This is a genomic window from Acidovorax sp. NO-1 (assembly GCF_000238595.1).
Classification (GTDB): domain Bacteria; phylum Pseudomonadota; class Gammaproteobacteria; order Burkholderiales; family Burkholderiaceae_C; genus Acidovorax.
Genome location: NZ_AGTS01000083.1, coordinates 132865 through 157407, shown reverse-complemented (window position 1 = coordinate 157407; position 24543 = coordinate 132865). Strand labels below are relative to the sequence as shown.

Sequence of the window (24543 nt, the reverse complement as noted above, 5' to 3'; positions counted from 1 at the left end):
CTTACATGCGGTAAACAGGGGTTGCCGTACTCGGCAACGCACGGCGCGCCGCCAGCGCCAGCGCCAGGCCCAGCACATCGCGCGAGGCCGAGGGTTCGATCAGACCGTCGTCCCACAGCCGGGAGGTGGCGTAATAGGGATCGCTCTGGCGCGCGTACTGCTCGCGTACCCTGCGTTCGATATCCAGCAGCCGCGCCTCATCAGCCGGGCCGCGCAAGTTAGAGCGCGCCAGCTCGACCATCACGTTGCTGGCAATGTCGGCGCTCATCGTGGCAACTCTGGCACTGGGCCAGGCGAACAGGAATTCGGGCTCAAAGCCGCGGCCGCACATGCCGTAGTTGCCGGCGCCATAAGAGCCGCCAACCACCAACGTGAGCTTGGGCACGCGCGCGCAGGCCATGGCATACACCATCTTGGCGCTGTGCTTGGCAATACCGCCACGCTCGGCCTCGGTGCCAACCATGAAGCCGGGGATGTTCTGCAAAAACAGCAGCGGTACTCCGCGCTGGTTGGCCAGTTCGATGAAATGCGCGCCCTTCAGGGCCGACTCGGCCAGCAGCGCGCCGTTGTTGGCGAGGATGGCGACCGGCTGGCCGTGGATCGCGCCAAAGCCGGTCACCAGCGTATCTCCCCACAACGGTTTGAACTCGTGGAAAGCGCTGCCGTCGAGCAGCCGCGCAATGATTTCGCGCGCGTCGTAGGGCTGTTTGGGGTCGACCGGTACGACGCCATCGAGCTCAATCGGGTCGTAACGTGGTGCGCTGGGCGGCAGCGGCGGCACCATGGGCGGCTCGGGCGGCAGGCTGGCGACGATCTGACGGAGCATGGCCAGCGCCTGATGCTCGTCCTCGGCCAGGTGGTCGCTGACACCGGAGACACGGCTGTGCATCTCCGCGCCGCCCAGGGTTTCGCCGTCGACCACTTCGTTGATCGCGATCTTGACGATGGACGGGCCACCCAGATGAATGCGTGCGTTACCGCGCACCATCACCACTTCGTCCGACAGCGCGGGAATGTAGGCGCCGCCCGCGGTGCAGCCGCCGAACACGGCCGAGAGCTGCGGCAGGCCGGCCTGCGACATGCGGCACTGGCGGTGGAAGCTGTTGCCGAAGTAGTCCTTGTCGGGAAACACGCGGTCCTGCTCCGGCAGAAAGGCACCGCCGCAGTCCACCAGGTACAGGCAGGGCAGTCGCAGGCGCTCGGCGATTTCCTGCGCCCGCACGTGTTTCTTGACGGTTTCATGGAAGAACGAGCCGCCCTTGACGGTGGCGTCGTTGGCGATGAACATGCACGGCCGCCCGGCCACCATGCCGACGCCGGTGACGATGCCCGCACCCGGCACCTCGTTGCCATACTGATCCCAGGCCGCCAGCGGCGAGAGTTCCAAGAAGGCGCTGCCGTCATCGACGATGAAGTCGATGCGCTCGCGCACCAGCAGCTTGCCGCGCGCGTGGTGGCGCCCGATGTGCGCATCACGCCCGCCAGTGGCCACCCCGGACAGGCGTGTGCGCAAGGTCTCGACCTGGGTGCGGCCGTGCGCCAGCGCCTGGTGGTAGGAATCGCTGCGGGTGTCGATACGGCTTTCTAGGGATGTCATCTGTGTCATCTTTTCATTGCAGCGAGCGAGCCGCTGTGCATCACATGGCCTGACAGGGAGCGGCCGATGATGCGTTCGGCCAGCCGCGCCGCCTCGATCAGCGCCTCCAGGTCGATCCCGGTCTCGATGCCCAGTTCCTCGCACATGAAGACCATGTCTTCGGTGCAGATATTGCCGGCCGCGCCACCGTGCGTGTGGCCCGCAAACGGACAGCCGCCCAGACCGGCGACCGAACTGTCGAACAGCCGCACGCCCATTTGCAGGGCGGCATAAACGTTGGCACCGCCGACGCCGCGCGTGTCGTGCAGGTGCAGGCCAATCTGCGCCTCCGGTACGATCGCGCGCACCGCGCCGACGCGGCGCTTGATCTCCTCGGGATGGGCCCAGCCCATGGTGTCGGCCAGGTAGACCACCGGCAGCGGCACACGCCGGTCGGCGCAGGCATCGACCAGCCAGCGGACCTGATCGGTCAGGACCGACAGCGGCACGGCACCACCGAGATTGCAGCCAAAGGCCGTGATCACGTAGGCCTTTTCCACCGGAATGCCCAGGGCGATGTAGCGGTCCAGCCAGCCGAGCTGGCGTTCACGCATCTCGGCCACGCTGCAGTTGTTGTTGCGCTGCGAAAACGGCTCGGTGGTGTAGAACATCAGCTTGCCGTCCAGGTCCACCTGTTCGCAGGCGCGCGCACGCTCGAAGCCGTTGTCGTTGAGCCAGAGCGCCGTGTAGCGGGTGCCAGGGCGCTTGGTGATGGCGGCAAACAACTCGGATGCGTCGACCATCTGCGGCACCGCGCGCGGACTGACGAAGGACGCCACCTGGATCTGCTTCAGGCCCGAGGCGCTCAAAGCATCAATCAGCGCGGCGCGATCCGCCAGCGGATAGGTTTTTGGCTCCATCTGGAAGCCCTCGCGCGGGCCTTCCTCATGGAACTCGACGGAGGTAGGTAAGTTGCTCATCGCTGACTTCTCTTTCCATCAGGAGGGGCTGACTTCGGCGAGCACCTGGTGGCGCTCGACCATGTCGCCGACCCGGCAGCGCAGGCTGCTCAAGCTACCTTCGAACGGCGCCGTAACGTGCAGCTCCATCTTCATCGATTCAAGCACGATCACGGTCTGCCCGATAGCGACCATCTCGCCGACCGCCGCTTTGACCGCCACCACCTTGCCCATCATCGGCGCGCCCAGCTGGCCGCTGGCGCCGGCGTCACCGGCGTCCCCTCCCAGATAGGGTTGCGCCATGAACACGCCGCTGCCCAGCGCGCTGGCGAGCTCGACCTGCCGCGCATCGCCCCGGATCGTCAGCTCCAGCGCCCGCCCGCCGCACTGCAACAGGGAGCGCCCGGCCGCGAGCGGCTGCAGCGAGGCGTTCACCTCCTGCTCGCCAATGACCAGAGAGCAGGCGCCCTGAGCGTCGCACCTCGAAAACCGCACCGGCCACTCGGCCGCGCCGGCCTTCAACACCAGGACCGGCTGGGGTGCGGCCTGAATCGGCCCACTGCGCAGGCGCCAGCCTGTGAAACCGTCCCCCAGGGTCCAGCAGCCCAATGCGGGCGACTCGGCACGCCGTTGCGCCAGCCAGTGCAACGCGGCCGCAGCCAGGTGCTCAAGCGGCGGCGGGGCGGGCGCCACCACGCCGCGCTGCGCGTGGCGCTCGTCGATCAGGCGGGTGTGAAAGGTGGCATCGCGGGTCTCTGGCCATTCCAGCAGTTCATGCAGGAATTCCAGGTTGGTGACCAGGCCGATCACCGTGCTTTCGCGCAATCCGGCCACCAGCGCCCGGCGCGCCGACTCGCGGTCAGGCCCGTGCGCGATGAGCTTGGCGATCATCGAGTCGTAGTGCGGCGAGATCTCGTCGCCACTGTCCACCCCGGACTCGATGCGCACGCCAGCGCGCGAAAAATCGACCACCTGCAGCCGCCCGGTGGCCGGTAAAAAGCCCGCATCGGCGTCTTCCGCGCACAGCCGGGCCTCAAAGGCGTGACCGATGCAGCGCACGTCGGCCTGCGTCAGGGGCAAGGTACCGGTGTCGGCAATGCGCAGTTGCAGTTCGACCAGATCGAGGCCTGTGACTTCTTCGGTCACCGGGTGCTCGACTTGCAGCCGCGGATTGACTTCCAGGAAGTAATGTTCCTCGCCCGTGACGACAAACTCCACCGTGCCCAGGCCGCGGTAGTTCACGCCAGAAGCCAGCTTGACCGCGTCGGCCAGGATGGCTTCTCGCAGGCGCGGGCTGAGACCGCTGGACGGCGCTTCTTCGATCACTTTTTGATGGCGCCGCTGCAAGGTGCACTCGCGCTCGAACAGGTGGATGGCGTGGCCCTGGCCATCACCGGCTACCTGCACCTCCAGGTGGCGCACCTGCGGCAGGTAGCGCTCGACGATCAGTTCGCCGTTGCCGAAGGCTTTTTCGGCCTCACGCATGGCACTCTCGATGCGCGACTCCAGCCCCTCCAGCGTCTCGACCACCGCCATGCCACGGCCACCGCCACCAGCCACGGCCTTGAGCAGCACGGGCAGCTTCATACCGCGCACCAGATTCAACACCTCGGCTGGGTCGGTCATGCCGCTTTCGCTGCCGGGAATGACCGGCACGCCGAGGCAGGCTGCCTCGCGCTTGGCACTGGCTTTGCCGCCGACGCGCTCGATGGTGTCGGCCCGGGGTCCAATGAAGGTCAAGCCAGCCGCATCCAGTGCGCGCACAAAGGCCGGATTTTCCGAGACAAAACCATAGCCCGGATGAACGGCGTCGGCGCCCACACGCCGGGCCGCCGCGATGATGGCATCGATGTTCAGATAACTCTCGCTGGGCGCTGCACCCCCGAGTTCGACCGATTCACCGATCTCACGCACATGGCGGGCAAACCGGTCGGCACTGGAGTGCACGGTGGCCACTTCCAGGCCGAGCTTGCGGCAGGTGCGGGCAATGCGGCAGGCGATCTCGCCGCGGTTAGCAATGAGGACTTTCTTAAGCATGCCCAACTCCTGCGGCGAAGTGGGTCATCAAGACGGTGTGGATGCGTTGCATGGCTGGCGTCCTGGTTAAAAACGGAAGACACCGAACGGCGTCGGTTTGGCGGCAGTACGGGATGCGAGGTCGAGCAGCAGTCCCATGGCGTCGCGTGTCTCCACCGGATCGATGATGCCGTCCACCCACAAATTCGAGGAGAAGTTCGCAGCAGGCTGGAAGTCTTCGTAAATCTTGCGTACCGGCGCCTTGAACGCCTCTTCTTCCTCGGGCGTCCACTCTTTTCCCTCGGTCTTGTTGATCTGTTTGCGCACCAGTGCCATCACCGTGGCGGCCTGATCCGGACCCATGATGGCCGCGCGGCCGGTCGGCCAAGCAAACATCGCGGTCGGGTTGAACGGGCGGCCACACATCGCAAGGTAACCTGCACCGTAAGAGGCGCCCATGATGATGGTGTACTTGGGCACGTTGGCCGAGGCCATCGCCGTGATCATCTTGGCCCCGGCTTTGGCAATGCCAGCCTGCTCGGCGGCGCGCCCGACCATGAAGCCGGTCACGTCGGCCATGAACAGCAGAGGGATGTCTCGCTGGCAGCACAGATCGATGAAGTGCGCCGCCTTCATCGCGCTTTCCGGGAACAGCACGCCCTGGTTGGCCAGGATGCCAACCTCGTGGCCATGGATGCGAGCAAAGCCGGTCAGCAGGGTGTCGCCGTACATCGGCTTGAATTCCTGGAATCGGCTGTCATCGACGAAACGCGCCAGAATCTCGCGCGTGTCGGTCGGGATTTTGGTGTCGCGGCTGATGATGCCGTAAATCTCGCGCGGATCGAAGCGCGGAGGCACCGACGGCTGACGCGTCCAGCGTGGCTTGGGCTGCTCACCCAAGTCCCGTACGATTTCACGCGTGATGGCCAGCGCGTGGCGGTCATCTTCGGCAATGTGATCGGTGACGCCGCTGACGCTGCAATGCATCTTGGCACCGCCCAGCGACTCGGCATCCACCGTCTCGCCGGTGGCGGCAAAGGTCAGCTCGGGGCCGCCGAGGTACATATAGCCCTGCTCCTTGACAATCACCGCCTCGTCGCACAGCGCCGGGATGTAGGCGCCACCCGCCGTGCAAGGCCCCATCACCACGGCAATCTGCTGGATGCCTTCGGCCGACATGCGGACCTGGTTGTTGAAAATGCTGCCGAACTGCCCCACGTCGGGAAAAATGTTGGCCATCTCCGGCAGGAAGGCGCCACCGCTGTCCACCAGCGTGATGCAGGGCAAGCGGTGTGCCCAAGCAATTTGCTGCGCCCGCACATGCTTCTTGCAGGTCATGCCGTAGTAGGTGCCACCCTTCACGGTGGCGTCGTTGGCAATGATCATGCACGGACGGCCCTGCACCAGACCGATGCCGGTGATGATGCTGGCACCCGGCGGCACGCCGTCGTACATGCCCTCGCCGGCAAGCATGCCGACCTCTAGGAAAGGCGAACCTGGATCGAGCAGCACTTCGACGCGATGGCGCGGCAGGATCTTGTTGCGCGCCAGGTGTTTTTCCCGAGCTTTCGGGGGGCCACCGGCCAGCGCCAGTTGGCGACGGCTTTGCAGGTCCGCAATCACGGCCTGGTAGGCTTTTTGGTTGAGCCGAAATTCGTCGTCGGAAGTCGATATGCGGGAGGAAAGGATGGTCATATGTGATTGCGCCTATTCGCGAGACAAAGCATTCAGCCGCTCAGGCCTTGAACACCGGTGTACGGCGTGCCTCGAAGGCCGCCAGACCTTCGCTGACGTCGTCATCGAGCAGAGCCGCGCTGGCCAGGTCTTCCTCAAGCTGGAGACCGACCTCCGACGAACCCTCCATGCCTTGCCGTGCCAAACGTTTCATGGTGGCCATGCCGATGCGGCTGCGCGTGGCGATCTTGCTGCAATACGCCAGCGCCGCTTCACCCAACTGCTCAGGCTCGACCACATAGTTCACCAGCCCCCACTGCTCGGCGGTGGCGGCATCGATCCAGCGCGCCGAAAAGAACAGGTCCAGGCCACGGCGCAGACCCGCAATGCGTGGCATGCGCTGGCTGCCGCCCCAGCCGGGAATCAGGCCGAACTGGGCATGCTGGTCGCCAAAGCGCGCGTCCTTGGCCGCAAAGATGATGTCGCAGGCCAGCATCAGTTCGCTGCCACCGGCCAGGGTCAGACCCTGGCAGGCCGCCACCACCGGCAAATCGCTGCGTTCCAGGCGCTTGAGCACGCTGTGACCATAGCTGATGAAGTGCTTGAGCCTGGCTGGATCGCCACGCAGCGACTTCACCTCATCCAGATCGGCGCCGGTGCAGAAGTGCTTGCCTTGCGCCCGGATCAGAATGGCGCGCACACCGGAGTCGAATTTCTCGAACCCGTCGATGGCGGCCTCGATGGCCGCATGAACGGACATCGACAGGCAATTGAATTTTTCGGGGCGGGCTAACTCGATAATTCCAACTGCGCCGGCACGGCTGATCTCCACTGGGGATGTCTGAATCATTTCTTGCTCTCCTTGGCGTACTGCACGGCGGCGCGTCCCACGCGCTCGCGGGCAACGATCAGCTTCATGATTTGCGCCGTTCCGTCGCCGATTTCCAGGCCCATCACGTCGCGCAGGCGCTGCTGGTGAGGCAGGTCCATCGACCAGCCATAGTGCCCAAAGGTCAGCAGGCACTGGTGAATCGCGTCAAAAGCGGTCTTGGGGCCCATCCACTTGACCATGGCCGCTTCCGCGGTGTGCGGCTGACCGGCATCGCGCAGGGCCAGGCCGTGGTAGCAGAGCTGGCGGCAAGCGGCGATCAGGGTCTCGAACTCGACAAGGGGAAAGCTCACGCCCTGGTACTGCGCCAGCGGCGCGCCAAAGGTCTGGCGTTCCTTCACGTATTCCCAGGCTTCGTCGATCGAGGCCTGCGCGGCGGCCACGCACTGCAGCGCGATCAGGATGCGGCTGAAGTCAAAGCCCTGCATCACCTGCGTGAAGCCTTTGCCCTCCTCGCCCAGCCGGTTCTCGACCGGCACCCGCACATCGTCGAAAAACACCGAACCACGGCCGATGATCTTGCTACCAACATCATTGAAGCGCGTGCGTTGCACGCCGGGCTGATTCAGATCGACCAGGAAGGCGCTGATGCCTCGTGCGACATCCTCGGGCTTGCCGGTGCGTGCGAACAACACCATGGCATCGGCCTGGTCGGCAAAAGTGATGGAGGTTTTCTCGCCGGAAAGCACGTACTCGTCGCCCACGCGACGCGCCTTGAGTTGCAGATTGGCGGCATCCGAGCCGCCCCGTGGTTCGGTCAGACCCAGCGCGACGATGGCCTCGCCCGCCACGATCCGGCTGTTCCAGGTGCGCGCCAGCTCGGGGGACGCATTGGCATGGATGATGGCGCCCATCAGCGAACTGAGCAGCTGCATGTAGCTGACGTTGAAGTCACCATAGGCAATTTCCTCGGTGATCATGCCGGCCGTGACGCCACTGAGGCCCAAGCCGCCATATTCCTCGGGCAGATCAACACCGATCAGACCGAGCGAACCCATTTCCTTGAACAAGGCCCGGTCGATGCCAGGTTGCGATTCGCGCTTCTGGTAATCGGGCCTGAGCTTCTCTCGTGCAAAGCGGCGCGCCACGTCACGCAGCGCCATCTGGTCGTCGTCGAACATCATGGGAAATCTCCTGATTGACTGTTGTCTGTAGTCGAAGTCGCCGCCTGCATCGCACCGTCAATCGGGAAGAAGAATTTGAGGTGCTCGCCAATTGCATGGCTGGTCGACGCCGTATGATATATCATCGAACAGGTGTTAGTTAGATTATTAAAAAGGCGTTCTCCATGTCCACCGAAGCCACCGTTTTCTTTCCGACGCTGCTCTCCGCGCTGAAGGTCGGCGCGCACACCCTTGGCAACCGGACGCTGATGGGATCGATGCACACCCGCCTGGAGTCGCTGGACCGGTCGATCGACCGGCTGTCCCTGTTCTATGCCGAGCGCGCACGCGGTGGCGCTGGCCTGATCGTCACGGGCGGCTATGCCCCCTGCCAGGATGGCCTGCTGGATGAAACCGGTCCCCTGCTGGTCACGACGGCACAAGCCGATGCGCTCAGACCGATCCCGCAGGCGGTGCATGCCGAGGGCGGCAAGATCATTCTGCAAATCCTGCACACCGGGCGATACGCAAAAATCGCCAGACCCGTGGGCGCCTCTGACATCCCCTCCCCGATCAACCCGCGCGCGCCGCGCGCCTTGAGCACGGCCGAAGTCTGGCAAACGGTGGAGGACTATGTCCGCTGCGCCGAACTCGCGCAACGCGCCGGCTTCGATGGCGTCGAGATCATGGGCTCGGAGGGCTACCTGCTCAACCAGTTCACCGTCACGCGCACGAACAACCGCAGCGACGAATTTGGCGGCAGCATGGAAAGTCGCCACCGCCTGCCGGTGGAGATCGTGCGACGCACGCGCGAGCGCCTGGGGCCGCCGTTTCTGCTCATGTATCGGGTGTCGGCGCTCGATCTGGTCGAGGGCGGCGCCCCGTCTGACGACATCATCCAGCTCGCCCAGGCGGTGCAGGCCGCAGGCGCCGACATCCTCAACACCGGCATCGGCTGGCACGAAGCACGGATCCCGACCATTGCCTACGTGGTGCCGCGTGCCGCCTGGCGCTTTGCGGCGGCCCGCATCAAGAAAGCGGTGACGATTCCGGTCATCGTTTCCAACCGCATCAACACGCCGGAAGTGGCCGAAGAAATCTTGGCCAGCGGTGACGCCGACATGGTGTCGATGGCGCGCCCCTTCCTGGCAGATGCCGACTTCGTGCGCAAGGCGGCGCAGGGGCGCGCCGACGAGATCAACACCTGCATCGCCTGCAACCAGGCCTGTCTGGACTACATCTTCGCCGACCGCCCCGCCACCTGCCTGGTCAATCCACGCGCCGGCCGCGAGCTGGAGTTTTCGCTCTTGCCGCCAGGGGCCGTGCCGCGCAAGGTGGCGGTGATCGGCGCCGGCGCGGCCGGGCTGGCCTGCGCGCTGACCGCGGCCGAACGCGGTCATGCGGTCACCCTGTTCGAGGCCGGATCCGAGATCGGCGGCCAGTTGAACCTGGCCCGGGCCGTGCCAGGCAAGCAGGAGTTCAATGAACTGCTTCGCTACTTCAAGCAGGGCGTGGCGCGGCACGGTGTGACGCTCAAGCTCAACAACCGAGCGGACGCCCCCTCTCTCGCTGCCGGTCACTACGACCGCATCGTGATCGCCGCTGGCGTGCGCCCGCGCCTGCCGCAAATCCCGGGCGTCACCCACCCCAAGGTGGTGAGCTATGCCGACCTGCTATCGGGCCGGGCGCAGGCGGGCCACCGGGTCGCGGTCATCGGTGCCGGGGGCATCGGCTTCGACGTGTCCACCTTCCTGCTGCATGACGAGCATGCGGGTAAGGCGACCAACGCGCCCCAGGCGGTCGAGCAGTTTCACGCTGAATGGGGTGTTGACACCTCGCCCTCAGCCGCTGGCGGCCTGAAACCGATGCAGCCGGTCAGCTCGCCACGCGAAGTTACCCTGTTGCAGCGCAAGCCGGAAAAACCCGGACGCAGCCTGGGCATGACCACCGGCTGGGCGCTCAAGGCCGAGTTGGCGCGGCGCGGCCTGCGCACGCTCTCGGGCTGCACCTATGAACGCATCGACGATGCCGGCCTGCACCTGAGCATCAACGGCATGCCGCAAACGCTGGCCGTGGACACCATCGTCCTGTGTGCCGGCCAGGACAGCGAGAACGCACTGGTTGCCGAACTGCGTGCGCTCGGCCTCGCGCCCGATGTCATCGGCGGCGCCGAGCTGGCCGCCGAACTCGACGCCTTGCGCGCCATTGACCAGGGCACACGCCTCGGTCTGGCGATCATCTGAAACCACTTCATTTCGAATGCGACAACACCGCATTCTCGCGCCGGGTTCAAAACTGGAGCAACTGATGGAAGAACAAACTGCTGACAACGTACGTTGGAGTGTGGCCAGGGACATTGGCCGGATCGTGCTCGACCGCAGCGACGGCCCTCACACGATCTCTCTCGCGTCCACTGCTGCACTGGCCCGCGCAGTTGCCGAGATTGCCGCAGCAAAGCCGCGGGTCGTATTGCTGACCGGCAGCGGAACGATATTCTGCGCCGGCGGGGATATCGCCGAGATGCGCCAACACGCTGGAACGCTCGACGTCTATATTGACGAGCTCGTGGGCATCGCGCACCCGGCGCTACTGCGACTGTCGGAACTGCCGGTGCCGGTGGTGACAGCCATCAACGGCTCGGTCGGCGGTGGCGGCATCGGCTGGGCACTTTGCGGCGACTTCGCTCTGGCGGCAGCATCAATGAAGCTGCGCACAGGGTACGCAGCCATCGGCTTGTCCCCTGACATGGGCGCATCCCACTTCATCAACCGACGCATCGGCTCGCTGCGCGCGCGCCAGCTTCTCATGCTCAGTGACCCCATCGACGCTCGCCGATGCCTCGACTTCGGCTTGGTGGACGAAGTCGTGCCTGACGCCGAGTTGGGCGCTCGCGCCCAAACCCTGTGCGAACGACTGGCCCGTGCGCCCACCGCCTCGATGGCTGGCATCAAGCAACTGTGCGAAGGCGCCGCGCGACGCAACCTGCACGAGCAAATGGCGCTCGAGAGGTCTCTGATTGAAGCTCGCGCCCGAAGTAGCGATGCAAGTGAAGGCGTGCAGGCCTTTCTGGAAAAGCGCGCCCCACGTTTCAGCGGGCGTTGAACAGCGTTCTCATCCATGAATTTCACACCCAACCCAGAACACGAAACCATCCGCGAAGCGATCGGCAAAATCTGCGCCCGCTTCGACGACAGCTACTGGCTCGAACGCGACAAGGTTGGCGGCTTTCCGCACGAGCTGCACCGCGCCCTGGCCGACGGCGGCTGGCTCGGTGTTTGCCTGCCGCAGGAATATGGCGGCGGCGGCCTGGGCATCAGTGAAGCGACCGTGATGATGCAGGCCATCTCGCAGTCGGGTGCCGGACTGTCTGGCGCATCGGCCGTGCACATGAATATTTTCGGTTTGCAGCCCGTGGCCGTGTTTGGCAACGAGGAGCAAAAACGCCGCATGCTGCCTCCGCTGATCCAGGGCAAGGAGAAAGCCTGCTTCGCCGTCACCGAACCCAACACCGGCCTGAACACCACCCGCCTGAAAACCCGTGCCGAGCGGGTTGGCGACCACTATGTGCTGTCCGGCCAAAAAGGTCTGGATATCGACCGCCCAGGTGGCCGAGAAGATGCTCATTCTGGCGCGCACCACGCCGATCGAGGACTGCAAGAAACCGACCTTCGGCCTGAGCCTGTTCTACACCGACCTCGACCGCCGTTTTGTCGAGGTGCGCGAAATCGAAAAGATGGGGCGCAAGGCGGTCGACTCGAACGAACTCTTCATCGACTGCCTGCGGGTGCCGGTGGAGGACCGCATCGGCGAAGAGGGCCGCGGCTTTGAGTACATCCTGCATGGCATGAACCCGGAGCGGGTGCTGATCGCGGGCGAGGCGATCGGCCTGGGTCGGGCGGCGCTGCAGGTGGCCGTCAACTACGCCCGCGAGCGCGTGGTCTTCGACAGGCCTATCGGGCAGAACCAGTCGATCCAGCATCCGCTGGCGCAATCATGGATGGAGCTGGAAGCCGCCGAAATGATGGCGATGCGCGCGGCCTGGAAATACGACAACGGCCTGCCCTGCGGCGCCGATGCCAATGCCGCCAAGTACATGGCGGCCGAGGCTGGTTTCAACGCCTGCCAGCGCGCCATGGCCACGCTGGGTGGCTATGGCTACGCCAAGGAATACCACGTCGAACGCTACCTGCGCGAGATGATGATTCCGCGCATCGCGCCGATCAGCCCGCAACTCATCCTGTGCTTCATCGCCGAGAAGGTGCTGGGGCTGCCCAAATCCTATTGACATTCACGACCAGCAACCACCCCATCATGACCACCACCCACAACAGCGAACGCGCTGAACAACTGACCATGCTGCGCGAAAGCGCGCTCAGTTTCGTCACCAAAGAATCACCACTCAACCGCGCCCGCGCCCTGCGCCAGCAGATGCCGGGCTACGACCGCCGCTTCTGGGGCGCCCTGGCCGAACAGGGTTGGACCGGGCTGCTGGTGCCCGAACAACTGGGCGGATACGCGCAAGGCTTCACTGAGATGGGCGAGGTCGTCGCCGCGCTCGCCACGCAGGTCGCGCCGGAACCGGTGGTGCCGGTGCTGGTGTTTGCCGGTCGGCTGCTGGCCCATGCGGGTGCCAACGAGCTCTCAACACGTCTGCTGACCGAGCTCGCCGAGGGTCGCACCCTGCCCGCTGTGGCCTGGCAGGAAGACGTCACCGGCACGAAAGACCGGCCGGGCCAGGCGGCGACCAGGCTGGAGCGCCAGGTCGACGCCCTGCTGCTCAATGGCTGCAAGCGCCATGTGCGCCCCGGCGCCGGGGCCGACGGCTACATCGTCAGCGCCACCGGCCCCCAAGGTCTGGCCCTGGTGTGGGTGCAGGCCGATGCGGCCGGCCTGACCCTGTCGAGCCAGTCGCTGGCCGACGGCAGCTATGCGGCACAGATCGACTTGAACAGCGTTCGCCTGCCCGCCAGCCACCTGCTGGCCGAAGGGGCCGCCGCCGAGGCCGCGCTGACCCGCGCCTACGATGAAACCCTGGTATTGACCAGTGTTGAACTGCTGGCCCTGGCGCGCGGCATGCTGTCCATGACGCAAGACTACCTGCGCACGCGGATCCAGTTCGGCAAGCCGATCGGCAGCTTCCAGTCGCTGCAGCACCGCGCCGTCGACCTGTTGATTCAGCAGGAACTGACCGCCAGCGTGGTGACCCAGGCCCTGGCCCTGCTCGATGACCCGGACGGCGACGCCAGCGCCCGCTCGGCCATGGCCAGCCGCGTCAAGTCGCGCGCGTCGGACGCCGGCTTGCAAGTGGCGCGCGAAGCGGTGCAACTGCACGGCGCCATTGGCGTCACTGATGAAAACGACATCGGTCTGTACCTGCAGCGTGCCCTGGTGCTGTCCGCCTGGCTGGGCAATGGCACCCAGCAGCGCCGCCGCTACGCCAACCTCACCCAAAACGCCACCGCGCAGGAGCACGCATGAACACCACCGCCTCCAGGGCCACCGACTGGAATGCACTCGACAACGCCAGCTTCCGCGCCGCCCTGCGCGAATTTTTTGAAAAACATTTCCCCAGCGAATGGCGCTACCCGCAACGGCGCCTGCGCTGGTCCGAAATCGGCCCTTGGTACCTGAAGCTGTCGGAAAGAGGCTGGGTCGCGCCGAGCTGGCCCACGCAGTACGGCGGCATGGGCCTGAGCCCCGAGAAACTCATCATCTTCATCGAAGAGCAGGAGCGCTGGGGCGTGGCGCGCGCGCCCGACATGGGCATCACCATGGTCGGCCCGCTGCTGATCAACCACGGCAACCAGACCCAGCGCGCCTACTACCTGCCCAAAATCATTGCCGGCGAGCACATCTGGTGCCAGGGTTACTCGGAACCCAATTCGGGCTCCGACCTGGCCAGCCTGCGCACCGAAGCGGTGGTCGACGGCGACGACTTCATCGTCAACGGGCAAAAGACCTGGACCACGCTGGCGCAGGACGCCACCCACATCTTCCTGCTGGTGCGCACCGACAAAACGGCCAAGAAGCAGGAAGGCATCAGTTTCCTGCTGGCCGACATGAAAACGCCGGGCATCACGGTGCGCCCCATCCGCAACATCGCGGGCAGCGAAGACTTCTGCGAGGTCTTCCTGGAAAACGTGCGCGTGCCGCGCAGCAACATCGTGGGCGAGCTCAACAAGGGCTGGACCATCGCCAAGGCGCTGCTCGGCTTCGAACGCATCTTCCTGGGCAGCCCCAAGCAAAGCCAGTACGCGCTGGCGCGCGTGCAGGAAGCCGCGCAGCGGCTCGGCCTGTTCGAAGACACCGGCTTCGTGGACCGCTACACCAAGCTGGCGCTGGACGTGGCCGACCTGGGCGCGCTCTATGGCCGCTTCATCGAGCAGGTCAAACGTGGCGAAACCCTGGGCCCCGATGTCTCCATGCTCAAGCTGTTCGGCACCGAAACCTATTCGCGCCTGGCCGACCTGCTGGTCGATGTCATGGGATCGAGTGGTGGCACGCCCGGATCCACCGCCCTGCCCGGTGGCAAAACCGATGCATTGACCAGCTTCTACAACGCGCGCCCAGCCACCATCTACGGCGGCAGCAACGAGGTGCAACGCAACATCTTGGCTGCCAGCGTGCTGAGGCTGCCGTCATGAGCGCATCGGGCTATCCGGCATTTGACGGCCCCGGCCCGGATGCTCAGTTCGTGCAGGCGCTGGCGCAAGGCCGCTTTCAGATCCAGCACTGCATGGCCTGCGGCCAGCATGTATTTTATCCGCGCGCGCTGTGCACCCATTGCGGCTCGGCCCAGCTCGACTGGATTGAACCCAGCGGGGTCGGCTGCGTCTATTCCAGCACCACGGTGCGCCGCAAGCCGCAAGCCGGTGGCGACTACAACGTGGCGCTGGTGGACCTGGCCGAAGGGCCGCGGCTGATGTCGCGCATCGATGGCATTGCGCCTGACCAGGTGCGCATCGGCATGCGCGTGCAGGCGCGCGTGATCGACGATCCGGCCAAGGGCAAGTTGCTGGTCTTCTTCCCCGCGGGCGCCACACCATGAGCGCCGCGTCGGGCCGTTCCCAAGCAAGCTCGCACCGCTGTGCGCAGCACGAAGGTCCTCCATGAGCACCACATCTCCCCTGCGCGGCGCGGCCGCCATCGTGGGTGCCAGCCTGGGCGGCGTGCCCATGACCCCCGGTCGCAGCGCGCTCGAAATTCTGGGCGAAGCGGTGCACGGCGCGCTGGCCGATGCCGGCTTGAAGCTGTCCGATGTCGATGGCCTGTTCACCGGCTCGTCCTACCACTTCCTCGCCGGTCTATCGGTGGCCGAATACCTGGGCATCCATCCCAAGTTCTGCGAAGCCACGATGGTTGGCGGCTCGTCTTATGTGAGCCACCTGCTTACCGCCGCCATGGCGCTGCACACCGGCCAGTGCGAAGTGGCGCTCATTTGCTACGGCAGCAACCAGGGCTCGGGCTTCGGCAAGCTCAAGTCGATGGCCGAAACGCCCTTGTACGAAGCCCCCTACGAGCCGCGCTACCCGATCTCCAGCTACGCGCTGGCGGCCGCTCGCCACATGCACCAGTACGGCACCACGCGCGAGGACCTGGCGCACATCGCGGTGGCGGCGCGCCAGTGGGCGCAACTCAATCCGCTGGCCCATGCACGCGATCCGCTCAGCATCGAGCAGGTGCTGGATTCGCGTCTGGTGAGCGACCCGCTGTCGGTGCTCGATTGCTGCCTGGTCACCGACGGCGGCGGCGCCCTGGTGCTGGTGCGCAGCGAGCGGGCGCGCGACTTTCCCAAACCGCCGGTCTATGTGCTCGGCGCGGCTGCGGCCACCTGGCACCGCCAGATCGGCTCCATGCCCGACCTGACGGTCACCGCCGCCGCCGAGTCCGGGCCGCGCGCCTTCGCCATGGCCGGGCTGGCCCTGAAGGACGTGGACGTGCTGGAGTTGTACGACGCCTTCACCATCAACACGCTGCTGTTCCTCGAAGACCTGGGCTTTTGCGCCAAGGGCGAAGGCGGCGCTTTCGTGCGCAACGGGCGCATCGCACCGGGGGGCGCGTTGCCGGTCAACACCAATGGCGGCGGCCTGTCGTGCTGTCACCCGGGCATGTACGGCATGTTCCTGCTGATCGAGGCCGTGCAGCAACTGCGCGCCGAGGCCGGCGACCGCCAGGTGCCGAATGCGGAGATCGCCCTGTGCCACGGCAACGGCGGCGTTCTTTCCAGCCAGGTGACGGCCCTGCTGGGCACGGCCGCCACCGTCTGATTTTTCATATCAACAACCAGGAGTCATTTCATGAGCAAGGGCAACATGCTGCAAGACAAAGTCGCCGTGGTCACCGGCGCGGGCCGGGGCATCGGCCGCGACATCGCACTGATGATGGCGGCGCAAGGCGCCAAGGTGGTGGTCAACGACATCGGCGCCTCGGTCGGCGGCGAAGGCAATGACGCCAGCCACGGCCAGCAGGTGGTCAACGAGATCAAGGCCGCTGGCGGCCAGGCCGTTCTCAGCACCGACAGCGTCTCGACCTGGCCCACGGCCAACCGCATCATCGAATGCGCGGCCGACACCTTCGGGCGCATCGACATCGTCGTCAATAACGCCGGCATCCTGCGCGACCGCCTGTTCTTCAACATGTCGCCCGAGGAGTGGAGCGCCGTCATCGACGTGCACCTCAACGGCAGCTTCTTCACTTCGCGCGCCGCCGCCCCGCACTTCAAGACGCAGAAGTCGGGTGCCTATGTGCACATGACTTCCACGTCCGGCCTGATCGGCAACCTGGGCCAGGCCAACTACGCCGCTGCCAAGCTGGGCATCGTGGCCATGTCGCGCCACATCGCCGGCGACATGCAACGCTACAACGTGCGTTCCAACTGCATCTCGCCGTTCGCCTGGAGCCGCATGATCGGCGCCATCCCCACCGACACACCCGAGCAACAGGCACGCGTGGAAAAACTGAAAAAACTCGGTACCGAGCAGATTGCGCCCATGGCCACCTTCCTGGCCAGCGATGCTGCAGCCGACGTCACGGCCCAGATCTTCGCCGTGCGCGGCAACGAGATTTTCCTCATGAGCCAGTCGCGCCCGATCCGCGGCATGCACACCGCCGAGGGCTGGACACCCGAGACCATCGCCGAGCGCGTGTTGCCCGCCATGAAGCAGAACTTCTATCCGCTGGAGAGCTCGAACATCGTGTTCTCCTGGGATCCCGTCTGACGTCATCTGCCATGGCGATCAACTACGAGAAACTGATGGCATGGCCGTTCGAGGACGTTCGCCATCGCTACACCCAGCGCGACACCATGCTCTACGCATTGGGCGTGGGCCTGGGCACCGACCCGACCAACGAGACCGAGCTGCGCTTTGTCTATGAAAAGAACCTGCTGGCGCTGCCCACTCTGCCGGTGGTGCTGGGCTATCCCGGCATGTGGCTCAAGGACCCGGCCACCGGCGTTGACTGGGTGCGGCTGGTGCATGGCGAACAGGGCTTGCGCCTGCACCGGCCGGTGCCGCCCGAGGGTGAAGTGATCGGGCGCACGCGGGTGAGCCAGATCATCGACAAGGGGCCGGACAAGGGGGCTCTGATCTACACCGAGCGCACGGTGACGGACGCCACCAGCGGCGAACTGCTGGCCACGCTGACCTCGACCACCTTCTGCCGCGCCGACGGTGGCTTTGGCGGCCCGGCCGGGCCGGTCAAAACCGTGCATGAGCTGCCCACGCGCGCGCCTGATCACAGCGACGATTTCGCCACCCAGCCGCGTGCCGCGCTGATCTACCGCCTCTCGGGCGACTACAACCCGCTGCACGCCGAACCCGCGGTGGCAAGCGCCGCTGGTTTCAAGCAGCCCATCCTGCACGGCCTGGCCACCTACGGCATCGCCGGCTGGGCACTCACCCAGCGCGTCTGCGGCGGCGACCCGAGCGCCCTGCAGTCGCTGGATGTGCGTTTTTCGTCACCCGTTTACCCCGGCGAAACGATACGCACCGAGCTATGGGTGGATGGCAAGGTCGTTTCCTTTCGCGCCCGCGCCGTCGAACGCGACATCGTCGTGCTGAACAACGGACGCGCCGAGCTGCGCTGACCGTCCTTTGCCTTTCATTTTCGTTTTCGTTTTCAATTTTTTTCAAGGAGCCTCAACATGAACTACGCTGACTTTCAATTCCTCAAGTTCGACCACAAGCCCAACGGCGTGCTGGTCATCACCATCAACCGCCCCGAGGTCATGAATGCCACCAATGGCCGGCTGCACTGGGAGCTGACCAAGATCTGGGGCGTGGTCACTGACGATGCCAAGACCAAGGTGGCGGTCATCACCGGCGCGGGCGACCAGGCCTTCTCGGCCGGCGGCGACCTGGAATGGGTGGCCGGCATGGTCGGCAACCCGAAGGAAATCGCCAACACCATGACCGAGGCTTCGGACGTGGTCTACAACATGATGGCCTGCGACAAGCCCATCATCTCGGCCATCAACGGCGTGGCCGTCGGTGCCGGTCTGGCAGTCGCCTTCCTGGCCGACATCAGCATCATGGCCGAGGAGGCCAAGATTACCGACGGCCATGTCAAGATCGGCGTCGCCGCCGGCGACCACGCAGCCATTCTGTGGCCGCTGCTGTGCGGCATGGCCAAGGCCAAGTACTACCTGATGACGGCCGAGTTCGTGAACGGCAAGGAAGCCGAGCGCATCGGTCTGGTCAGCCTGTGCGTGCCGCGCGCCGAGCTGATGAACAAGGCCATGGCCGTGGCCAACAAACTGGCCAATGGCAGCCAGCAGGCGATCCGCTTCACCAAGCGCTCGCTCAACGGCTGGATGAACGTGGCGCGCCCGATCTTCGAGAGCTCGCTGGCGATGGAAATGCTGTGCTTCCTGGGCGAAGACGCCAAGGAGGGCGTGGCCTCGGTGCGCGAGAAGCGCGCGCCCGAGTTCCCCTCGGCCCAGAACTGATTGAGTTCGCTCCTTCTCCCTCTCGGGGAAGGAGCCTGAATTTCCCAAGTACACAGGAGAACACCCCATGGATTTCGCGCTGACCCAAGAACAACGGATGATCTACGAGTACGGCGACCGTATCTCGAAGCAGTTCGACCACAATTACTGGCGCGGCTACGCCAACAAGAACGAACGCCCCACCGAGTTGTACGAGCAGATCACCAACGACGGTTTTCTCGGCATCATGGTGCCCGAAGCCTATGGCGGTGCCGGCCAGGGCATGACCGAGATGCTGCTGTTCATGGAGGGACTGGCCAACAACGGCATTCCGCTGCTGAACCTGGTGGTCGGACCGACCATGACCATGGGTCTGCTGGCCAAGCACGCCAGCGAGGACATGAAGCGCCGCTTTCTGCCGGGCGGCTGCACCGGCGACATCAAGTTCTGCTTCGCCATCACCGAACCGAACGCCGGCTCGAACTCGATCGAGATCACCAGCATCGCCAAGTCCGACGGCAAGGGCGGCTTCAAGCTCAACGGCCAGAAGGTCTTCATCACCGACGCCAACTGCGCCGACTACGCCATGGTCGTGACCCGCACCACAGCGCGCGCTGACGTGAAAAAGAAAACCGACGGCTTCACCATCTTCATGGTCGACATGAAGAAAAAAGGCATCAGCAAGACGCTGATTGAAGTTGCCTTCCCGGTGCCCGAAACACAATGGCAACTGTTCTTCGACAACGTGGAGCTCACCGAGGCCGATGTGCTGGGCGAAGTCGGCAAAGGCTTCAACATCCTGTTCGACACGCTCAACCCCGAGCGCATCATCCTCTCTGGCTTGTGTACCGGTGTCGGGCGCTTCGCCTTGAAGAAGGCGGTGGCCTACGCCAACGACCGCAAGGTGTTCAACAACACCCCCATCGGCGCCTACCAGGGCGTTCAGCACCCGCTCGCGATAGCCCGCAGCGAGATCGAGATGGCCTCGCTGATGGCGCTCAAGGCCGCCTGGGCCTTCGACCAGGGTCTGCCTGCCGGGGAGTTTGCCAACATCGCCAAGTACGCGGGTGCCGAAGCCGGCATCCATGCCGTTGACGCGGCCATCCAGACCCATGGCGGCAACGGTTTCACCAAGGAATACGGCATTTACGACTTGTACGGTCTGGTGCGGCTGCTGCGCACGGCTCCGTTGAACCGCGAGCTGGTGTTGAACTACATCGCGGAGCATGTGATGGGCCTGCCGCGCTCCTATTGACAGGCCACCATGGGTAACAGCGCTCCCCTGCCCGCCTTTGGTGCCCTGGCCGGCCTGAAGGTGATTGACCTCTCACGCGTGCTCGGTGGCCCGTACTGTGGACAGATTTTGGCCGACCACGGCGCGCAGGTCATCAAGGTCGAGCCGCCCGCTGGCGACGAGACCCGCGCCTGGGGCCCACCCTTTGCCGACGACGGCACGGCGGCCTACTACAACGGCCTGAACCGCAACAAGCGCGACATCGTGATCGACCTGTCCAAGCCCGAAGGGCGCGAGATCGTTCTCAAGCTGCTGGCGGACGCCGACGTGCTGATCGAGAACTTCAAGATCGGCACGCTGGAGCGCTGGGGCATCGGCTATGAACAAACGCTGCGCGAGCGCTTCCCGCGCCTGATCCACTGCCGGGTCAGCGGCTTCGGCGCCGATGGGCCGCTCGGCGGCGCGCCTGGCTACGACGCGGTGGCGCAGGCACTGGGCGGCCTGATGAGCGTCAACGGCACGCCGGACACCGGCCCGCTGCGGGTCGGTGTCCCGGTGGTCGACATCACCACCGGCCTGTCGGCCGTGATAGGCGTGCTACTGGCGGTGATCGAGCGGCAGCGCTCCGGGCGAGGGCAGTTCGTCGAGGCCACGCTGTACGACACCGCCGTGTCGCTGCTGCATCCGCAAAGTGCAAACTGGTTGCAGTCGGGCCAGACACCCAGGCTCAGCGGCAATGCGCACTCCAACATCGTGCCCTACGACAAGTTTCCGACCCGGACCTGCGAGGTCTTCCTGGGCATCGGCAACAACGGGCAGTGGAAAAAACTGTGCGAGTTCCTCGGCCATCACGACATGGCCAGTGAGCCGCGCTTTGCCACCAACGCCGAGCGTTTTCGCCATCGCGACGAACTGCGTGCCTTGCTAGAGGCGCAGTTGCAAGAGGTGGATGGCGAACAGCTGTGCCGTGACCTACTGGCCGCCGGTATTCCGGCCGGCGCCGTCAGGGCCATTCCGCAGGTATTGACGGACCCCCACACCCTGCATCGGGACATGGTGGTGCAGGTCGAGGGTGTGCCTGGCATCGGCATCCCGGTCAAGCTGTCACGCACACCCGGGCGCGCCCACAGCGCGCCGCCGCGCTTCGGCCAACATACGCGTGAGCTGCTGACGGAGCACGGCTACGGCGCCGCCGCCATTGATGCCCTGATCGCACGGGGAAGCATCGTAGAACACGTTGCGACATGAACTCCGCGTGCCAGAGATTAGGGCAAACCCCATATACCTAACTAATGTTAGGTGCAACAATGAAAAACTTTTATGCAGAACAGAAAATCGGGTCGGCAAGCTGTGCACAGGCAGTTGGTCGACCGTGCTATGTCATAGGCACCCTCAGTGATAAACACCATCAATACCAAAGAGCAGCGGCCAACTCCGATGAAAGCCAGCAACGCGGCGGCAGTGCCCGCCCTCGAATGCCGAGGGCTGGAGCGGCGATTCGGCGGCCTCGTCGCGTTGAAGGATGCCAATTTGCGCATTGAGCGTGGAGAGATCTTCGGCTTGGTTGGCCCCAACGGCAGCGGCAAGACGACCATGACCAACGCCATCACCGGCTTCTTTCCACCCCAAGTCGGCAGCATATGGCTCAATGGCCGCGACATCACCGGCATGGCGCCGCACAAGGTCGCAGCTCTGGGCGTCGCGCGCACGTTCCAGAACCTGGCGCTCTTCAACGGCATGAGCGTGCTTGACAACATCCTGCTGGGGCGTCACATCCACATGAAGCCCGGCGTGGCAAAAACCGCCCTCTACTGGTGGCTGGGTCGCAAGGATGAGATGGCGAGCCGGCTCAAGGTCGAAGAGATTATCGATTTCCTGCAGCTGCAGAGCGTGCGCGACGAGCTGGTGGACAGCATTCCGATCGGACTGAAAAAGCGCGTCGAACTGGCACGCGCGTTGGTGGCCGAACCCAGCTTTCTGGTTCTTGACGAACCGATGGCTGGCATGAACCAGGAGGAAAAGGAATACATGGCCCGTTTTATCCTCGATGCGCGTGCCGAGCGCAATGTCACTGTGCTGCTGATCGAGCACCACATGGATGTGATCACCGGCATCTGCGACCGCATGATGGTGCTCAGCTATGGTGAAACCATCGGAACCGGTATTCCTGCCGACGTGATGAAGGATGAACGTGTGATCAAGGCCTACCTGGGGGGTGCGCATGCAAAGCACTGAAACCAATGCTGCCGAGGGCAGCAACACCACATGGGATATGGGCACCGACACCACCCTCATCCACATTCTGGCTCGCAACGCCGAGTTGCTGGGCAATCGCGTGGCCATGCGCGAAAAGCACCTGGGAATATGGCAGGAGACCACCTGGTCGCAGATGCTGGATACCACGCTCGCCTGCGCGGCCGGCATGGAAAGCCTGGGTTTTAGCGCAGAGGATGCCTTGCTGGTCCTGGGCGACAACCGACCCCGGCTCTACATGGGCATGCTCGCGGCCGGCGTGCTGGGCGGCTACGCGATGCCCGTCTACTCTACTGCAACACCCGACGAAATCCGTCACTTCATGCATGAGACGCATGTCCGCTTTGTCCTGGCAGAAGACCAGGAGCAAGTCGACAAGGTGCTTGATCTGGGCGATCAGGGTGCAACGATCAAGAACATCATTTACGACGAGCCACGCGGCTTGACCAACTATTCGAATCCCGGACTGATTTCGTGGGAAAAGTTGCAGGCCATCGGTGCAGATCGCTTGCGTGCCGAGCCGAAACTGCGAAATGCCTTGATCGAACGGGCGCTGCCCGACGGACCGGCGGTGTTCGTGCACTCGTCGGGGACCACGGGCAAGCCGAAGGGCGTGGTACTGAGCCACCGCAATTTCCTCGCGGGGGTGCGCAACGCCCATCGCGGGGGCGCCTTCACATTTGGCGAGACCATCCTCGCCTATCTGCCCATGGCCTGGGTGGGCGACTTTGCCATCACGGTCGGCGCCGGTGTTGCGCTGCACTTCACCATCAATATCCCCGAACGCCAGGAAACGGTGCTGCACGACCTGCGCGAGGTGGCTCCCACTTTCTATCTGGCGGCACCCCGCAGCTGGGACAACATGCTGACCACCATCCAGGTTCGCATGGAGGATTCGACGCCACTCAAGAAATGGCTCTACGATGTTTTCATGAACTCGGCGCTGGCGTCCGAACGACGCAAGCTCGAGGGAAAACAGCCCAGCCTGACAGAGCGTCTGAAGCGGCAACTGGGAGAGTGGTTGATCTTCGGACCGATCAAGGACCAGTTTGGCCTCACCCGCCTGCGAGGTGCTTTCACCGGCGGCGAGGCCATTGGCGAAGACACTTTTGTTTTTTACCGCGCACTGGGCGTGAAATTGCGACAGTTTTATGGTCAAACTGAAAGCAGCGCCTTCACTGCCTTGCAGGACACCGAAGAAGTACGCCTGCACACGGTCGGCAAACCGCTGCCCGGTGTGGAAGTCAAGATCGGCGACAACGGAGAGGTCTTGATTCGCTCCGGGAGCGTGTTTTCCGGTTACTACAAACTTGAAAATGCCACCCGTGAAGCACTTGAGGACGGCTGGCTGCACACGGGCGATGCAGGTTATATCGAGCCTGATGGACACATGGTGGTGCTCGGACGGTTGTCGGAGGTGGTGTATACCTCCAAAGGCGAACGCTACATTCCGAACTACATTGAGAACCGCCTCAAATTCAGTCCGTACATCAAGGATGTGGCCGTGCTCGGGAGCGGCCGCGACACGCTGGCGGCCATCATCTGCATCGACATGGAGCCGGTGGGCCATTGGGCTGAGGTACGGGGCATTTCCTACATGTCCTATGCCGACCTGTCGCAAAAACCCGAGGTGATCGAACTGGTCACGGCAGCGGTCAAGCGCGTCAACAGCATCCTGCCAGACGGGTTGAAACTGCATCACTTCGTGTCCTTACACAAGGAGTTCGACCCCGACGACGGAGAGGTCACGCGAACCCGCAAGCTGCGCCGCAACGTGGTCGAGGAGCGTTATGCGCCCATCATTGATGCGATCTACGGCGGCCAGCAGACGGTCACGATGAAGGCGCAGATCACGTATGAATCCGGTGAAGTCGGCACCATCGAGCGCCAACTCTCGGTGCAGGAGATTTAA

At 64.4% G+C, this 24543-nt stretch carries 19 protein-coding genes and 1 pseudogene; 14 read left to right on the top strand and 6 right to left on the bottom strand.

The window, feature by feature from the left end; genetic code table 11:
• Position 1: 1 nt before the first annotated feature.
• From KYG_RS13550 to KYG_RS13525, 6 genes are all read right to left on the bottom strand, one after another.
• Entirely contained in the window at positions 2-1597 is a 1596-nt protein-coding gene (locus KYG_RS13550) for an acyl-CoA carboxylase subunit beta (RefSeq protein ID WP_085942579.1), read from the bottom strand.
• A gap of 5 nt (positions 1598-1602) precedes the next feature.
• Entirely contained in the window at positions 1603-2556 is a 954-nt protein-coding gene (locus KYG_RS13545; RefSeq protein ID WP_008905478.1) for a hydroxymethylglutaryl-CoA lyase, read from the bottom strand.
• A gap of 18 nt (positions 2557-2574) precedes the next feature.
• Positions 2575-4572 carry a biotin carboxylase N-terminal domain-containing protein gene (locus tag KYG_RS13540; protein ID WP_008905477.1) on the bottom strand — a complete coding sequence of 666 codons (1998 nt, stop codon included), beginning with the start codon at positions 4570-4572 and terminating at the stop codon, positions 2575-2577.
• 66 nt (positions 4573-4638) lie between these two features.
• Positions 4639-6246, bottom strand: a complete 1608-nt coding sequence (locus tag KYG_RS13535) for a carboxyl transferase domain-containing protein (protein WP_008905476.1) — start codon at positions 6244-6246, stop codon at positions 4639-4641.
• Between the two features lie 40 nt (positions 6247-6286).
• Positions 6287-7075: an enoyl-CoA hydratase/isomerase family protein gene (locus KYG_RS13530; protein WP_008905475.1), complete on the bottom strand. Its 789-nt coding sequence runs from the start codon at positions 7073-7075 to the stop codon at positions 6287-6289.
• Positions 7072-8238, bottom strand: a complete 1167-nt coding sequence (locus KYG_RS13525) for an acyl-CoA dehydrogenase family protein (protein ID WP_008905474.1) — start codon at positions 8236-8238, stop codon at positions 7072-7074. Before KYG_RS13525 ends, KYG_RS13530 begins: the two co-directional genes overlap by 4 nt.
• A 164-nt stretch (positions 8239-8402) precedes the next feature.
• On the opposite strand from KYG_RS13525, the gene KYG_RS13520 reads away from it, so the two are divergent.
• The 14 genes and pseudogenes from KYG_RS13520 to KYG_RS13455 all read left to right on the top strand — a co-directional run bounded on the left by KYG_RS13520 (position 8403) and on the right by KYG_RS13455 (position 24543).
• Positions 8403-10460 (top strand): NADPH-dependent 2,4-dienoyl-CoA reductase, encoded by a 2058-nt coding sequence (locus KYG_RS13520; protein WP_008905473.1) that lies wholly within the window; start codon positions 8403-8405, stop codon positions 10458-10460.
• A gap of 16 nt (positions 10461-10476) precedes the next feature.
• Positions 10477-11319, top strand: coding sequence for an enoyl-CoA hydratase/isomerase family protein (locus KYG_RS13515; RefSeq protein WP_237707260.1), 843 nt, complete (start codon positions 10477-10479; stop codon positions 11317-11319).
• Positions 11320-11334: 15 nt separating this feature from the next.
• Positions 11335-12502 (top strand): annotated as a pseudogene (locus tag KYG_RS13510) (acyl-CoA dehydrogenase family protein).
• A gap of 26 nt (positions 12503-12528) precedes the next feature.
• Entirely contained in the window at positions 12529-13695 is a 1167-nt protein-coding gene (locus tag KYG_RS13505; protein ID WP_034694615.1) for an acyl-CoA dehydrogenase family protein, read from the top strand.
• A complete protein-coding gene (locus KYG_RS13500; protein ID WP_008905470.1) occupies positions 13692-14861 on the top strand; it encodes an acyl-CoA dehydrogenase family protein in 1170 nt (389 codons plus the stop codon). Before KYG_RS13505 ends, KYG_RS13500 begins: the two co-directional genes overlap by 4 nt.
• Positions 14858-15265 carry a Zn-ribbon domain-containing OB-fold protein gene (locus tag KYG_RS13495; protein ID WP_008905469.1) on the top strand — a complete coding sequence of 136 codons (408 nt, stop codon included), beginning with the start codon at positions 14858-14860 and terminating at the stop codon, positions 15263-15265. Before KYG_RS13500 ends, KYG_RS13495 begins: the two co-directional genes overlap by 4 nt.
• 61 nt (positions 15266-15326) lie before the next feature.
• Positions 15327-16484 (top strand): thiolase, encoded by a 1158-nt coding sequence (locus tag KYG_RS13490; protein WP_008905468.1) that lies wholly within the window; start codon positions 15327-15329, stop codon positions 16482-16484.
• A gap of 30 nt (positions 16485-16514) precedes the next feature.
• Complete coding sequence (locus KYG_RS13485; protein ID WP_008905467.1) at positions 16515-17435, top strand: SDR family oxidoreductase; 921 nt, start codon at positions 16515-16517, stop codon at positions 17433-17435.
• An 11-nt stretch (positions 17436-17446) separates the two neighbouring features.
• Complete coding sequence (locus tag KYG_RS13480) at positions 17447-18304, top strand: MaoC/PaaZ C-terminal domain-containing protein (protein ID WP_008905466.1); 858 nt, start codon at positions 17447-17449, stop codon at positions 18302-18304.
• Positions 18305-18361: 57 nt separating this feature from the next.
• Positions 18362-19165, top strand: coding sequence for an enoyl-CoA hydratase/isomerase family protein (locus KYG_RS13475; protein ID WP_008905465.1), 804 nt, complete (start codon positions 18362-18364; stop codon positions 19163-19165).
• Positions 19166-19232: 67 nt separating this feature from the next.
• Positions 19233-20399, top strand: a complete 1167-nt coding sequence (locus tag KYG_RS13470; protein ID WP_008905464.1) for an acyl-CoA dehydrogenase family protein — start codon at positions 19233-19235, stop codon at positions 20397-20399.
• Between the two features lie 9 nt (positions 20400-20408).
• Positions 20409-21626 carry a CaiB/BaiF CoA-transferase family protein gene (locus tag KYG_RS13465; protein WP_008905463.1) on the top strand — a complete coding sequence of 406 codons (1218 nt, stop codon included), beginning with the start codon at positions 20409-20411 and terminating at the stop codon, positions 21624-21626.
• Between the two features lie 213 nt (positions 21627-21839).
• Positions 21840-22613, top strand: a complete 774-nt coding sequence (locus tag KYG_RS13460; RefSeq protein ID WP_237707259.1) for an ABC transporter ATP-binding protein — start codon at positions 21840-21842, stop codon at positions 22611-22613.
• A complete protein-coding gene (locus tag KYG_RS13455; protein ID WP_008905461.1) occupies positions 22600-24543 on the top strand; it encodes a long-chain fatty acid--CoA ligase in 1944 nt (647 codons plus the stop codon). Before KYG_RS13460 ends, KYG_RS13455 begins: the two co-directional genes overlap by 14 nt.